At 51.5% G+C, this 14792-nt stretch carries 16 protein-coding genes and 1 riboswitch; of the genes, 15 read left to right on the plus strand and 1 reads right to left on the minus strand.

Translation table 11 applies throughout. From position 1 onward, the window contains the following. Positions 1–62 precede the first annotated feature (62 nt). The 6 genes from deoD (at position 63) to ACI48K_RS07265 (ending at position 5744) form a co-directional block, all read left to right on the plus strand. Positions 63–770 (plus strand): purine-nucleoside phosphorylase, encoded by a 708-nt coding sequence (deoD, locus tag ACI48K_RS07240; RefSeq protein WP_475026890.1) that lies wholly within the window; start codon positions 63–65, stop codon positions 768–770. Positions 771–956: 186 nt separating this feature from the next. Continuing rightward, complete coding sequence (locus ACI48K_RS07245) at positions 957–1598, plus strand: stage V sporulation protein AA (RefSeq protein WP_475026891.1); 642 nt, start codon at positions 957–959, stop codon at positions 1596–1598. Continuing rightward, entirely contained in the window at positions 1595–2017 is a 423-nt protein-coding gene (locus ACI48K_RS07250; protein WP_475026892.1) for a stage V sporulation protein AB, read from the plus strand. Before ACI48K_RS07245 ends, ACI48K_RS07250 begins: the two co-directional genes overlap by 4 nt. Positions 2018–2045: 28 nt before the next feature. Beyond that, positions 2046–3701, plus strand: coding sequence for a spore germination protein (locus ACI48K_RS07255; protein ID WP_475026893.1), 1656 nt, complete (start codon positions 2046–2048; stop codon positions 3699–3701). Positions 3702–3813: 112 nt separating this feature from the next. Continuing rightward, the gene (gene lysA / locus ACI48K_RS07260; RefSeq protein ID WP_475026894.1) at positions 3814–5145 is read left to right on the plus strand and encodes a diaminopimelate decarboxylase; all 1332 of its coding nucleotides are present in this window, start codon (positions 3814–3816) and stop codon (positions 5143–5145) included. A 161-nt stretch (positions 5146–5306) separates the two neighbouring features. Continuing rightward, a complete protein-coding gene (locus tag ACI48K_RS07265) occupies positions 5307–5744 on the plus strand; it encodes a peptidylprolyl isomerase (RefSeq protein ID WP_475026976.1) in 438 nt (145 codons plus the stop codon). 46 nt (positions 5745–5790) lie between these two features. Here ACI48K_RS07265 and tlp read toward each other — a convergent pair whose 3' ends face one another. Then, positions 5791–6018 carry a small acid-soluble spore protein Tlp gene (gene tlp / locus ACI48K_RS07270; protein ID WP_475026895.1) on the minus strand — a complete coding sequence of 76 codons (228 nt, stop codon included), beginning with the start codon at positions 6016–6018 and terminating at the stop codon, positions 5791–5793. 176 nt (positions 6019–6194) lie between these two features. Further along, positions 6195–6373, plus strand: a riboswitch (FMN riboswitch). A 269-nt stretch (positions 6374–6642) separates the two neighbouring features. Here tlp and ribD point away from each other — a divergent pair. From ribD to ACI48K_RS07315, 9 genes are all read left to right on the plus strand, one after another. Then, positions 6643–7743, plus strand: a complete 1101-nt coding sequence (ribD, locus tag ACI48K_RS07275; RefSeq protein WP_475026896.1) for a bifunctional diaminohydroxyphosphoribosylaminopyrimidine deaminase/5-amino-6-(5-phosphoribosylamino)uracil reductase RibD — start codon at positions 6643–6645, stop codon at positions 7741–7743. A gap of 31 nt (positions 7744–7774) precedes the next feature. Further along, positions 7775–8452: a riboflavin synthase gene (locus tag ACI48K_RS07280; RefSeq protein ID WP_475026897.1), complete on the plus strand. Its 678-nt coding sequence runs from the start codon at positions 7775–7777 to the stop codon at positions 8450–8452. A 47-nt stretch (positions 8453–8499) separates the two neighbouring features. After that, a complete protein-coding gene (locus tag ACI48K_RS07285) occupies positions 8500–9738 on the plus strand; it encodes a bifunctional 3,4-dihydroxy-2-butanone-4-phosphate synthase/GTP cyclohydrolase II (RefSeq protein ID WP_475026898.1) in 1239 nt (412 codons plus the stop codon). Positions 9739–9814: 76 nt separating this feature from the next. Beyond that, positions 9815–10279, plus strand: a complete 465-nt coding sequence (ribH, locus tag ACI48K_RS07290; protein ID WP_475026899.1) for a 6,7-dimethyl-8-ribityllumazine synthase — start codon at positions 9815–9817, stop codon at positions 10277–10279. A gap of 373 nt (positions 10280–10652) precedes the next feature. Beyond that, positions 10653–11477: a segregation and condensation protein A gene (locus tag ACI48K_RS07295; protein ID WP_475026900.1), complete on the plus strand. Its 825-nt coding sequence runs from the start codon at positions 10653–10655 to the stop codon at positions 11475–11477. Then, a complete protein-coding gene (scpB, locus tag ACI48K_RS07300; protein ID WP_475026901.1) occupies positions 11446–12099 on the plus strand; it encodes an SMC-Scp complex subunit ScpB in 654 nt (217 codons plus the stop codon). The genes ACI48K_RS07295 and scpB overlap by 32 nt, the downstream gene beginning before the upstream one ends. 131 nt (positions 12100–12230) lie before the next feature. Beyond that, positions 12231–12914, plus strand: a complete 684-nt coding sequence (locus tag ACI48K_RS07305; protein ID WP_475026902.1) for a DUF2953 domain-containing protein — start codon at positions 12231–12233, stop codon at positions 12912–12914. Next, entirely contained in the window at positions 12887–13396 is a 510-nt protein-coding gene (ytfJ, locus tag ACI48K_RS07310; protein ID WP_475026903.1) for a GerW family sporulation protein, read from the plus strand. The genes ACI48K_RS07305 and ytfJ overlap by 28 nt, the downstream gene beginning before the upstream one ends. A 182-nt stretch (positions 13397–13578) precedes the next feature. Then, positions 13579–14763: a D-alanyl-D-alanine carboxypeptidase family protein gene (locus ACI48K_RS07315; RefSeq protein ID WP_475026904.1), complete on the plus strand. Its 1185-nt coding sequence runs from the start codon at positions 13579–13581 to the stop codon at positions 14761–14763. Positions 14764–14792 lie beyond the last annotated feature (29 nt).

Raw genomic sequence — 14792 nt, forward strand, 5'->3', positions numbered from 1 at the left:
TCGGGTTATAATAGAAGCGTTGTTGCCATACCAAAACAAATCGATAAAGGGAGTTATCAATCATGAGTGTACATATTGCAGCCAAACCGGGGGATGTTGCTGAAACGATTCTTTTGCCGGGGGACCCGCTTCGCGCCAAATTTATCGCGGATACGTATTTAGAGGATGTCAGCTGCTACAACGAGGTGCGCGGGATGCTGGGCTTTACCGGTTCCTTTCAGGGTAAACGCATTTCCGTTCAAGGCACGGGTATGGGAATCCCGTCCATTTCGATTTATGTCAATGAGCTGATCCGGGAATACGGCGTAAAAAATCTGATCCGCGTTGGCACTTGCGGAGGGATGCAGGAGCATGTGCATGTCCGTGACGTCATCCTCGCCCAGGCCTCCTGTACCGATTCGAGCATGAACCGTCATGTGTTCAGCGGATACGACTTTGCTCCGATCGCCAGCTTTCCGCTGCTTAAAGCGGCCTACGACCGCGGGGTGGAAAAGGGCCTAAAGATGCATGTCGGCAATATTTTCAGCTCGGATATGTTCTATCGCGACGATACATCCGTTACTCAACTTTTGATGAAATACGGCATTCTTGGGGTAGAAATGGAGACTACCGCGCTTTATACGCTGGCTGCGAAATACGGCTTGAACGCGCTGACCATCCTCACTGTAAGCGACCATTTGCTCACCGGCGAGGAAACGACTTCAGAGGAGCGTCAAACGACCTTCAAGCAGATGATGGAAGTGGCGCTGGACACGGCTGTTTCACTATAAGACCCATTTTGGAAATATGAAACCAAGGCTATGCCTGCAATGGGCCGCTCCGATGCGAAATCCGCTTCGGAGCGGTTTTTTTATGGGGATTCATCTGGAACCCTGAGCAAGGGAGAGGAAAAGCGGGAGTAAATCAACCCCATGCTTGGCATACTATGGGCAATACGCTGTCAAGGGGTGATTTCGTTGGAGAAGGATTCCGCCTCTGTCATCTATTTGCGTCTTCGCAAGCAAGTCGGCCTTCCGGCAGGAGCTCCGATCCGTTTACGGGATATCGCCCGCATTTTGGCCGAACCCGAGCAGGAAGCGAAGCTGATGGATCTCGTACTGGTCCGGCCTGAAGAGCGGGACGGTAATTTGATCGTGATCGATATGATTCATGTGATTGCCAAAATCAAAGAGCGATTTCCCCGTCTGAAGGTCGAATTCGTCGGCGAACCGCATGCGCTGGTCGAAATGATCACGGATGAGAAGAAGCCGTCCCTGCTTCTTTTTGCCGTGGTATGGCTGCTGCTGTTTTTCGGCGCGGCGCTTACGATTATGAATTTCCATGCCGACGTCAGCATGCCGGAAGTGCAGGTTCGCATCGTCGAGATGATTACCGGCAAAAGGGATGAGCATCCTTACCTGTTTCAGGGGGCTTATTCGGTGGGAATCGGTTTCGGGATGATCGTCTTTTTTAATCATTTGTTCAAGAAAAAATGGAACGAGGAGCCCACACCGCTTGAGGTTGAGATGTATCTTTATCAGGAAAACCTTAATTCTTACGTTGTCGCCGAGGAATATAAAAAAATGCATAAGTCGGAAACGCCGGGGAATCGGACTTGACGCTCTTTTCGTCGGCTTTGGCTGTTTTTCTCGGCTTGGCGGGAGGAATCGCGGTCGGAAGCGGGGCAATCGCCCTGTTTATCGTGCTTGATTTGATCCCGAGACTGGCGCAGATAACCCGGTCCTACGATAAAGTTCACTGGTATGAAGGAGCGATGGTCAGCGGGGCGTTTCTCGGCACGGTCGCCGACTTTTGGAACTTGCGCCTTCCCGGACCGTGGATCGCAACCGGCGCCGTAGGTTTGCTTAACGGCATATTTATCGGCATGCTGGCGGCGGCTTTGACGGAGGTACTTAACGTATTGCCGATTTTGGCCAAAAGGCTTCATATGCAGCGGTATTTGCTGGGACTGCTTCTCGCGATGGTTTTTGGGAAGGTAGCCGGTTCGCTGTTCGAATGGTTTATTTACAGACCTTAATCAAACGCAGTGGAGGGTGATTCGATATATGATGGAGCAAGAGCGCGAGGGGACTTCACAGGACAATCGGGTGAAGCCTGATTTTCGTCCGAGCGACACGGACCCGGGCGAATCGGACAAACTGAAGGCGGAAGATCCGGACCGGTGGCAGGAAGTCATGAGGCATAAAGTCGAGACGGAGATATCCGATTCGGTGGAAGAATCGATTGTCTATTGGCAGGAATCCGACAACATTAGCCGGAGTTTAAATACAATAAAGCATACGCTTGAAAAAGTTATCGGACTAGGGGACAGTTTTGACGTTGTTTTTCGGGAAATGATCTTTGGCGGCAAAAGAACCGGGCTTTTATTCATGAACGGCTTTGCGAATACCCAGGTCATGCAGGAAATCCTTAAGCGTCTGACGTATCTCACTCCGGATGATCTCTCCGCCGGGGCGCTCCGCTCTTTTTTCGAAATGTATATTCCCCATATTCAGGTGGAAAAAACGGAGAAGCTCAGCGTGGCCGTCAACAAAGTCATGACCGGTATGAGCGCTCTGTTCGTGGAAGGGGCGCAGTCCGCGATCGTGCTGGACACCCGGAACTATCCGTCGCGCAATCCGGAGGAGCCCTCGTTGGAACGCGTTGTTCGGGGCGCCCGTGACGGCTTTACCGAAACGATGCTGACCAATGTGGCACTCGTTCGGCGGCGCCTGCGGGATCCGGGATTGAAATTTGAAGCGATGAACGTGGGGCGGCGGACTCGAACCGACGTTTGTATCGCCTACATCGATGATATCGTTGATAAGGCGCAAGTGGACGCTGTGCGGGAAAAAATCAAAAATGTGAACATCGACGGACTCCCTCTGGCGGATAAGCAACTGGAGGAGGCCATTATCTCCAAAGGCTGGAATCCTTATCCTATGGTGCGTTATTCCGAGCGTCCCGATGTCGTGGCTTCCCATCTGCTGGAAGGCCGGGTAGTTGTGTTCGTGGACACCTCGCCGAGCGTCATGATCCTTCCGACGACCTTTTTCGATTTATGCCAACACGCCGAAGAGAATCGCCAGACTGCATTAATGGGCACGTATTTACGCTGGGTTAGATTTTTCGGCATCTTTGCTTCTTTGTTTTTGCTGCCGCTCTGGCTATTAGTCGTGGTGCATCCCGAATTAAAGCCGGCGATGCTGGACTTCATCGGACCGCAGAAGCAAGGAAAGATTCCGCTGATCGCCCAGTTCCTGATCGTCGAATTCGGGGTTGATTTGATGCGCATGGCCGCGGTACATACGCCTACTCCGCTGGCATCGGCCATGGGTCTCATTGCGGCGATTCTTATCGGCGATATTGCGGTCTCGACGGGACTGTTCGTAAATGAGGTCGTATTATATATGGCGGTTGCGGCCATTGGTATGTTTGCCACGCCAAGCTATGAGCTCGGGCTCGCCAATCGCATTGTCAGGTTGGCGCTGCTTATTTTGGTGGCTATTTTTGGGGCGCCGGGTTTTGTCGTGGGAACTACGGTTTTTATCTTGCTGCTTACCGCCGGCCGTTCCTACAACGCGTCCTATCTGTGGCCCTTCATACCTTTTAATGCAAAGGCCATGAGTGCAATTTTGTTCCGCGTTCCGGTGCTGACCTCCAAGCAAAGACCGTCTTTCAACAAGACGCGTGACAACACGCGAATGCCGGGCAAGAAGTAGGAGACTCAGGCTCGTCTTACAAAAAACACAAATGATATTCACAAAAATCCATTTTTCTAAAACCGGGTTGTTTGCTATACTGGGGTAAATTTGAGAGTGGAGGACTGCGAAGATGTATTTACACGGTACCAGCAAAATAAACGCCAAGGGCCATCTTGAGATCGGCGGCTGCGATACGGTCGAACTGAAAGAAACTTACGGAACCCCGCTGTATATCGTGGACGAAGCCCTTGTCCGGCAGAGATGCCGTGAATATATGGATGCTTTCCGGGCATCGGGCCTAACTTTTCAGGTAGCCTACGCCAGCAAAGCTTTTTGCGTCATGGCTATGTGCCGGCTCGTCGAAGAGGAAGGCTTGTCCCTTGACGTTGTGTCAGAGGGAGAATTGTATACTGCCCTGCAGGCAGGATTTCCAGCGCAGCGAATTCACTTTCACGGCAACAACAAGACACCGGATGAAATTGAAATGGCACTCTCGGCCGGGATCGGCTGTTTTGTCGTCGATAATTTTACGGAGCTTCATCTGCTTCAGGGCATTGCCGAAGATAAAGGCCGGCAGGTCAATATTTTGCTGCGGGTAACTCCCGGGGTAGAGGCACATACGCATGAATATACCTCTACGGGTCAAACGGATTCCAAATTTGGCTTCGATATCGGAAATGGCTCCGCGTACGAAGCGGTGAAGCTGGCGAATATCAGCCCGAATCTGAGCCTGCTTGGCGTTCATTCGCATATCGGTTCGCAAATTTTCGAAGTGGACGGTTTCCAGCTGGCCGTTGAGCGGGTGGCGGGTTTTGCCTCGAAAGTGAAAGAGGAGCTTGGCGTAACGTTCAAAGTGGTCAATCTCGGCGGCGGTTTCGGCATTCGTTATGTCGAAGGGGATCGCCCGCTTAAGGTTGGCGAATACGTGCGGGCGATTACGGATGCCGTAAAGAAATATTTTTCGGCTTCCTACGCGCAGCTGCCGGAAATTTGGGTCGAACCGGGCCGCAGCATTATCGGCGACGCCGGCACGACGCTTTATACCGTGGGATCGAGCAAAGACATTCCCGGCGTCCGCAAATATGTGGCCGTAGACGGCGGGATGACGGACAATCCGCGCCCGGCTCTGTACCAGTCCCAATATGAAGCGCTGCTGGCCAACCGAGCCAATGATGCGAACGAAGAGACCGTATCCGTAGCCGGCAAATGCTGTGAAAGCGGGGATATGCTGATCTGGGACCTTGAGCTGCCGAAGGTGAACAGCGGAGATTTGCTGGCGGTGGCTTGCACCGGGGCGTACAACTACTCCATGGCGAGCAACTATAACCGCATCCGCCGTCCTGGCGTCGTATTCGTCAAGGACGGGGTCAGCGACATTGTGGTAAAACGGGAATCGCTGCAGGACCTGATCGCAGGAGACGTCATTCCGGAACGGATCTCCAAGCAGCCTTCGTATAAATAAACCGATTTTTGTGCCTTTAAGCGGCAGGATTCGCACGCTTGCGCTTCCCAGCAGGGAATTGCATCGGCGTGCGCCATTCTGCCGCTTTGCTCGTTTGCCTTTTTTTTAGTACACTGTAAGAGGTTTGTCTATTGATCAAAGAAGAAGAGGAAGTGACCCATATGAAAAAAGGCAAGATTGTTTTGGAAAAAGGCGGAGAGGTGGAAATTCAGTTTCTGCCTGAAGAAGCTCCGGGAACGGTAGCCAACTTCGAAAAGCTGGCGAACACCGGTTTCTATAACGGACTTACGTTTCACCGCGTAATTCCGGGCTTTGTCGCTCAAGGCGGCTGCCCAGTCGGAAACGGGACCGGCGGCCCGGGGTATACCATTAAATGTGAAACGGCTACGAATGTGACGAAACACGAACGCGGCGTTCTGTCGATGGCCCATGCCGGCAAGGATACCGGCGGCAGCCAGTTCTTTATCGTGTATGAGCCGCAGCCGCATCTGAACGGAGTTCATACCGTATTCGGCAAAGTGACCTCCGGCATGGATCTGGTGGACGCCATTCGCCCCGGCGACAAAATGAAAGAAGTCACCGTTTGGGACGAAGCGTAAAAAAGATAAAAACAAGGCCTTCCCTTTTAACAGGAAGGCCTTGTTTTTATTTGGACGACTGGTGAGCGGCTTCGTCCTTGATTTCTTCGCGTTGGCCTTCGATGGCATTCAACCGTTTTTCGTTTTTCTCCTCGATTTGACGCTTCTCCTGACCGGAGATTTCATCGGCATGCTCGCTTAGATAATCCTGACCCTCGCGGAAATTTTCGATTGTGTTCGCCACGCTTTTTTGCAGCTTATCCACATTGTCTGAACGGTCATCTGGTTTTGCCATTTGTTTTCCTCCCGAATTTTAAAATAATGCTGTGGTCGAAACTTCTGCCTTAGCATTTCCTTTTTTTTAGCCCGATTATGCATGGTTCCCGGCCTTCGTGATGTGACGGCTTGATTTTTTCATGCATTAATGCTAACATTCGATTTGCAGTATTCCTTGAAAATGAAATCATATCAGCAATCCTTCGGGGCAGGGTGCAATTCCCTACCGACGGTGATGGCGAGCGAGGTTGGGCCGTAATTGAAGCCAACCGACGCTGGCACAAGTCCGTGACCCGCTTGAGGCGTAAACCGCCCGCGGCTGAGCCGGTGAGATTCCGGGACCGACAGTATAGTCTGGATGGGAGAAGGAGAACGCAAAACACATGGTGACGTTATAACTCACGATGTGCGACAAGATAAGAGCCTTTTGCAAGTTCTAGTTTTCACAAAGTCGGCTAGTCGGTTTTCGCCGGGTTACTTGCAAAAGAAAACGATGGTTTTCATGCTTGCGATCTTCAAGCATATTTCCATTTGATCGTAAATTATCTTTGTTGCGTACGATAACTCTCACAATATCCCTGCCGGGTTGCATTCGGCGGGGATTTTTTGATTTTTGGCTTTTTGCAGCGCAAGGAGGTGCAGTGTGGATCGTATCAATGACGAGTATTACATGGGGCTGGCGCTGGATATGGCCGAACGCGCCCAAGGGCAAACCGGCACCAACCCGGTAGTCGGCGCGGTTGTGGTAAAGAACGGGGCTCTGATCGGGCTCGGAACCCATTTGAAAAGAGGGACGCCGCACGCCGAAGTTCATGCGTTGAACATGGCCGGAGCGGAGGCGGAAGGCAGCACGGTGTACGTAACACTGGAGCCTTGCAGCCATTATGGATTAACCCCGCCTTGCGCAGAGCGCCTGATCCGGGAAAGGGTCGCAAGGGTCGTCGTAGCCTGCGAGGATCCGAATCCTCAGGTTGCCGGAAGAGGAATCGAGATGCTGAGAAGCAGCGGAATCGAGGTGGAGACGGGCGTTCTCCGAAACCGTGCGGTAAAGCTGAACCGGAAGTTCATCAAATACATTACGACCGGACTTCCGTACATCACGATTAAGACCGCCAGCACGCTTGACGGAAAAATCGCTTCCAGGACCGGAGACAGCAAATGGATCTCGAACGAAGAATCCCGGGAAATCGTGCATTCGATACGTCACCGGCATCAGGCGATTATGGTCGGAGCTTCCACCATTGCCGCGGATGACCCGCAACTGACGACAAGGCTCCCGGTCCCCGGTTTGTCGCCGATTCGGATCATTGTGGACTCCACATTGAGAATTCCGCTTAAATCCAAGGTGCTGAATGACGGGTTGACCAAAACGATCATTCTGACCACCAATCAGGCCGATCCGAAAAAAGCGGAGGAACTGGCGGCTCTTGAAACGAAGGTCGAAGTCATCGTTTGCGGGGTCGGCCCTCAAGTGGATTTGAAGCTTGCGTTGTCCAAATTGGGGGCAATGGGCATTTCCTCCATTCTGGTCGAAGGTGGAGGACGGCTGAACGGATCTTTGATACAGGGCAAACTGGCCGATGAAGTGGTGCTGTTCTTTGCACCGAAGCTGATCGGAGGCCCGGTTGGCAGCTTCATTTTTGACGGATTCGATTCCATGGCCGATGCCGTTCGATTAAGCGACATTGAAGTGGAGCAAATCGGGGATAATGTCTGTATCCATGGAACGCCGGTCTGGAATTGAATTTTTGAACGCAGGAAGGGAGGGAAGGAACATGTTTACAGGACTCGTCGAAGAAGTGGGGACGATGAAATCGATCGGCCGCCAGGGTGAGGCGATGCTGCTCAATATCTCGGCAAAAGTGATCACGGATGGAATCAAACTTGGGGACAGCATTTCGGTCAACGGCGTTTGTCTTACGGCCGTTTCTTTCGATGCCTCCTCCTTTACGGTGGACGTGATGCCGCAAACTTACCGCAATACCAATCTTAAGGACCTTAAAATTGGCGGCAAGGTCAACCTGGAACGGGCCATGGCCGCAAACGGCCGGTTTGGCGGACATATCGTGCAGGGGCATGTCGACGGAACGGGAACAATTCTCGGCACCCAAAAGGATCAGAACGCCGTTGTTTATGAAATTGCTCCGGCGCGTGCTTCTCTTTTTAAATACATCATTCCCAAGGGTTCGATTACTGTAGACGGCATTAGCTTGACAGTGGTTCAGGCGGGGGAAGGCAAATTTTCGATTTCGATTATTCCGCACACGTTGGCGGAAACCGTGCTTGCCATTAAACGAGCCGGCGATACGGTGAATTTGGAATGCGATGTGCTGGGAAAATATGTGGAGCATTTGCTTAAATACAAAGCGGAACCCGGTGACGGCGAGGATTCGGCGGCGGAGAACAAAACGGGCATCGATATGCCGTTCCTGGCCGCCAACGGGTTTGTTTAAGGATTTAATTGATCACAGGAAAGCGAGATTAACAGGAGGGGATTGAGATGAGCGATATCAGACTGGATCGGGTCGAAGAGGCGATATATGAATTGATGCGCGGCAAAGTCATCATTGTGGTGGATGACGAGGATCGCGAAAATGAAGGGGATTTCGTCGCCCTGGCCGAAAAGGCAACGCCTGAGGTCATTAACTTTATGATTACGCAGGGAAGAGGGCTCGTATGCCTGCCGATTACGCAGGAGCGTGCGGAAGAGCTTGACTTGCAGCCGATGGTGGCTCAAAACACGGATAACCATGGAACGGCATTCACCGTTTCCATCGACCATAAGGATACGACGACCGGCATTTCCGCTTACGAACGGTCATTGACCGTCAAAGCGATCATGGATCCGGACGCCAAGGCTGGGGATTTCCGTCGGCCGGGTCATATGTTTCCGCTGATCGCCAAAAAAGGCGGCGTACTGCGGCGCGCAGGCCATACGGAAGCGGCGGTGGATTTGGCCCGGATGTGCGGCGCCTATCCGGCCGGCGTGATTTGCGAAGTCATTAAAGAGGACGGAACGATGGCACGGCTTCCCGATTTGATGGAGCTTGCGAAAACGCATGATCTGAAGCTGATCAGTGTTAAAGACCTTATTCATTACCGCAACGAGAAGGAAAAACTCGTGACCCGCGAAGTTGAAGTGCGGATGCCGACCGATTACGGCGAGTTCCGGGCGATCGCCTATACGAATGAAGTGGACTCCAAAGAAAACGTGGCCCTCGTCAAAGGAGAAATCAACGGAGACGAGCCGGTGCTGGTTCGCGTCCACTCCGAGTGCTTGACCGGGGACGTCTTCCATTCCCACCGCTGCGACTGTGGTCCCCAATTTGAAGCGGCGCTGCGCCAAATCGAAGAGGCCGGGAACGGTATATTGCTCTATATGCGCCAGGAAGGCCGCGGAATTGGCCTGGTCAATAAACTGAAAGCCTACAAGCTTCAGGAACAAGGATTCGATACCGTTGATGCCAATCTGAAGCTGGGCTTTCCGGCGGATCTTCGGGATTACGGCATTGGCGCGCAGATTCTGAAAGACCTGGGCGTTCGCAAAATCCGTCTGATGACCAACAACCCACGCAAAATCAAAGGGCTTGAAGGTTACGGGCTAGAGGTCGTCGAACGTGTTCCGATTCAAATGAAGGAAAACGAGGACAACGCCAAATACCTGCATACCAAACAGGCCAAACTTGGCCACTTGCTGAAGTTTGACGATCTCGAGCAGGATGAATCCTCCCGGATTTAAGCCGTTAGCTTAATTCCAAACTTGGTTCAACCAATAAATTGAATAATCCATTCCATCATGAAAGGTATGAATAACTATGGCAAACATTTTTGAAGGACATTTGGTATCGGAAGGACTTAAATACGCGATCGTCGTCGGAAGGTTCAATGAATTTATCACAAGCAAGCTGCTTTCCGGCGCGCTTGACGCGCTGAAACGTCACGGCGTCAAGGATGAAGAGGTCAGCGTGGCTTGGGTGCCGGGCGCATTCGAAATTCCGTTCGCGGCTCAAAAGCTGGCCGAAAGCGGCAAGTACGACGCTGTTATTACGCTGGGCACGGTTATCCGCGGATCAACGACGCATTATGATTACGTCTGCAACGAAGTTGCCAAAGGCGTAGCGGCCATTGGCCTTAAAACGGGCGTACCGACCATTTTCGGCGTCGTGACTACGGAAAATATAGAGCAGGCAATCGAACGTGCGGGTACGAAAGCCGGCAACAAAGGCTGGGATTCCGCAATGGCGGCCATCGAGATGGCGAACTTGACGAAACAGCTGTAATAGCGTTTGTCTGAACCTTTTGCGTAAATGGGGTTCGTCTAACGAATCGTAGCGTTCTTATTTGCCTCTACAAGCAAGGATTCATGTTCTAATAATTATTGGTCCCCAAATAGCCCTCAAAGCGTGTTTTGGGGTCAATAAGGGCTGTGGGGTCCGTTATTTTTCAAGCGCTGGATTCCGCCCTAAATAACGGCATTTCGATTCGTTAGAAGTCCAATTGGCGTTCGCTCGTTCGCCCATACGCTGCAGTTTCCGATCAAGTATTGTTTTGCTCATCTATATAATCCCTTAATCATTAGTTCAACTTATCTAATATAGTACCCCTAATAGGGGTACTTTTTTTTGCTTTTTTCAGGTAAACTTAAAGTTATGTATGTTTGTTACGGGTGGAGGATGTTCATTGACGACAGTATTGTACAAGCTGGAAAGCTTCGAGGGACCGCTCGATTTGCTGCTGCATTTGATCGATAAAGCGGAAATTGATATCCATCAAATTTCCATCAGCGAAATTACGGATCAATATCTCGAATATTTGCAAGACATGCAGGAGCTGGAGCTTGAGGTCACCAGCGAGTTTCTGGTCATGGCGGCGACACTGCTGTCGATCAAAAGCAAGCAGTTGCTCCCGAAACCTCCCGTCATTGAACTGGATGATGAATTCGATTATTTGTTGGAGGATGGAGAAGACCCGCGGGACGAGTTGATCCGCAAGCTGATCGAATACCGCAAATATAAGGGAATCGCCGAGCACTTGCATGAACGCGAATGGGAGCGGAGTCTGATCTTTTCCAAAGAGCCGGAGGATTTGACGCCTTTTATGCCGGAGGTGGCCGAAAATCCGGTTAAGGGTCTGCATGCGGCAGATTTAATCTCCGTGTTCCAGAAGGCGCTGAGAAGAGCGGCAAAACGGAATACCGTGGCCCGGATTCATCGGGATGAGATTTCCGTCAAAGACCGGATTAAGGAGGTCATGTCGGCTTTGGAGCAGGTCGGTAGAGGCGGCAGGCTGCTGTTTTCGAAACTGCTTCACGAAGATATGTACCGGCACGAGATCGTTGTTACGTTTTTGGCGGTGCTTGAGCTTATGAAAATGAAACAGATTGTCTGTTATCAGAACAAGCTGTTTGATGATATCGTGATGGAGTGGAGAGGGGAAGGAAAGGCTGATGAATTTTCAGGAACTGAAATCGATTATTGAGGGGTTGCTTTTTCTTGCGGGAGAGGAGGGACTCAGCGTCAAGCAGATCGCCGAGGTGACCGAACAGCGTCCTGAATTGATTTCCGACGCGCTGCTTGATCTGAAAACTGCCTTCGAGCGGGGCGGACGAGGATTGCAGATTGTGCAAATCGCCGGGAATTACCAGCTAGCGACACTGCCGGAGCACGCGCCTTATTTTGAGCGGCTGGCGTATTCTCCATCCCGTTCTTCGTTATCCCAGGCCGCGCTTGAGGCCTTGTCCATAGTGGCTTACCGTCAGCCGATCACTCGGGTCGAAATTGAGGAAATTCGCGGGGTCAAGTCCGAGCGGGCCATCCATACGCTGGTCAACAAGGATCTGATCGAAGAGGTGGGACGGGCCGAGGCCATCGGACGGCCGATTTTGTACGGAACGACCAAGGCGTTTATGGATTACTTCGGGCTTGGCAGTTTGAAGGACTTGCCGGATTTGGCCGATTTCGACAGCGCCGAGCACCTGGAAGAAGAAACACAGCTTCTGTTTCAGAAGCTCGAGGAACAGCAGCTCACCTTTGACGATGTGGATGAACCCGAAGAAAATCAGACGGAACCCGGCGCCGGACTAACCGATAAACCTGAATAATACATTAAAGGCAAAAGCCCTCCCGATTTTGGGAGAGGCTTTTTTTGTCCGAGATAACCCTGAATTTTTTCCTAATTAGGAAGACATACTATATTAAAGAATTTTATCTGATAGGCATGGAGGGCTTTCCCGTGTGGATTTGGCTCGGAGGCATCCTGATCCTGCTGCTGCTTTTGGCTGCGTTGATTTTGCTGTCCAAGATTACATTCCGCTTAACGGTGCGGAAGGAAAACCGGAATGATACGATTCTGCTGGATATCACGCTGTTGTATGGGCTTGTTGCGATCCATTACCAAGTTCCGACCGTATTTTTGAGCAATCTGGAAGAGGGCCTGCGGTTCGAGAAGCAGCGAATCGACAACGCGATCAAGGATCAAACAAGAAGCGATGAAGATTCCATCAACAAAGAGACCGTTGACAATTGGTTTAGAGATTTTCGCCAATTGCTTGCCGGAACCCATGGTTTCAAACATTGGCTAAGGGTTACGCTCCGTCGCGTTTCGTTCCGCGATTTGGAATGGTCGACCAATATTGCCTTGTCCGACGCGGCGCATACGGCAACCTTGGCCGGCGTTTTATGGGGACTTAAAGCAACGCTTGTCGGATGGCTTTCCTGCTACATAACTTTGCGCCAAAAACCTAAATTGTTCATTGTTCCCGTCTTTGGAAGCAAGCCGTTATTTTCCACGGAAATCCGCTGCATAGCTGAAATCCGCTGCGGTTATGCTATATATGCTGGACTGGTACTTGTAGTTCGCGTCTTAAAAGTGAAGGGAGGAGTGAAGAAATGGTTGACCATCCTATTCAAGGGTTAATGCAAACCGCGATGGAAAATATCAAGGACATGGTGGACGTCAACACGATTGTTGGCGATCCGGTTGAAACCCCCGACGGAAGTGTCATTCTTCCGATCAGCCGCGTAGGTTTCGGTTTTGCGGCGGGCGGCAGCGATTTTAACATCGATGATGATGACCACCATGAAAGACACAATAATTCCGGGAACGGCGGCGCGGAAACCGGAAAAATCCGCCCGTTCGGCGGCGGCAGCGGTGGCGGCGTCTCGATTAATCCGATTGCTTTCCTCGTTGTAGGCAAAGCAGGCGTACATGTCGTTCCACTCGACAACCAGACTCATCTGGTTGAAAAATTGATCGACATCGTTCCGGGAGTCATCGACAGAATCCAGTCCATGATCCCTTACAACAACGGGATTGATGCTCCTATCACCGCGGCTCAAGCAGCCGAAAGCCTGGCTCGTCACCAAGCTGTCGATCCTAACGTTCGCCCCTACACCTAACAGACAAACTTAAGCTGAAAAATAGTCGCTTAAGCGAATGTTTCCACGGGGTTTATTCGGCTGACCGATCCTTTCCGGAAATCCGGGAGGGGTCTTTTTTTGACGGCAGGCTTGGACATACTCGCTTGGCCTGCGGCATATAGTATAAATGTAGCTTGCTACATATAACCGGAGGGAAAAACATGAGAACCACATTACTCGCACGAATTCGCTGGATCGCTTTGCTGACCGCAGGCACCTTGTTTTTCTCGGCGGTATTCCCTGCCGAAAAGGTACAAGCCAACCCTATTCCAAAAGAGCCTGTAACGCATGCTCAGGCCGCCGCGCTCATAGACGTGACTTCCGGGCGACTTTTGTACAGCAGTCATGGGGATGAAGAACTCCCTATCGCCAGTTTGACCAAAATCATGACAGCTCTTGTCGCGATAGAGCACGGAAATTTGAAGGAAACCGTTAAGGTTGGGCGAAACGCCTATGCCAAAGAGGGTTCCTCGATCTATTTGCGTTTAGGCGAAGAAATGAGTTTGGAGAACATGCTTTACGGATTGATGCTTCGTTCGGGAAACGATGCAGCTACCGCCATAGCGGAGCATGTTGGAGGCTCGGAGGAAGGCTTTGTCTTTTTGATGAACGAAAAGGCAAAAACGCTTGGACTGGAACACACGCATTTTCATAACCCCCATGGTCTGGATGCAAAGGACCATTTTTCGTCCGCGGATGATTTGGCCAAGCTGACCGCGTATGCGCTGCATAACCCTTTTTTCAAGGAAATTGTCCGCACACAGATTAAAAAAGCGCCCAATCCTAATGATCCCTGGGATTACCGGTGGACCAACAAAAACAAAATGCTTCGTTTTTACGAAGGGGCGGATGGCGTCAAAACCGGGTACACCAAAATCGCAAGACGCTGCCTCGTCAGTTCGGCAACGCGAGATGGCCAGCAGCTTGTAGCTGTCACCATCAACGATGGGGATGACTGGAACGATCATCGCCAGCTGCTTGATTTCGGATTTAAACATTACCCGTTGACCGAAGTGGTAGCCAAAGGGCATACCTTGGAAAACGGGCTGGTTACCGGAGCAAGTTTCAAATACGCCTTGGCGGCGGGAGAACCGGAAAATCTGAAGAAAACGCTGAAACTCAGCCGGGCGGCCGCGGATTCCTTCGGATATCGGGGGAAAATCATTATTGTGCTGGATGGAAGAGAAATCGGTTCGGTTCCGGTTTATAAGCAAGGCAGCGCTATTCCGCATGCACCGGAAAGGACTTCCGGCGCACTCACAAGAGGGAGCGAGTCGACTCTGAGCGAGGCTGGCCTTGCCGGGGCGTTCAAAACCGTGCTGGAAACGCTGCTGCTCGCCAAATAAGCGATAGATATAGCGTATGCTGCTACGTG

It is taken from the genome of Paenibacillus terrisolis (assembly GCF_056171975.1).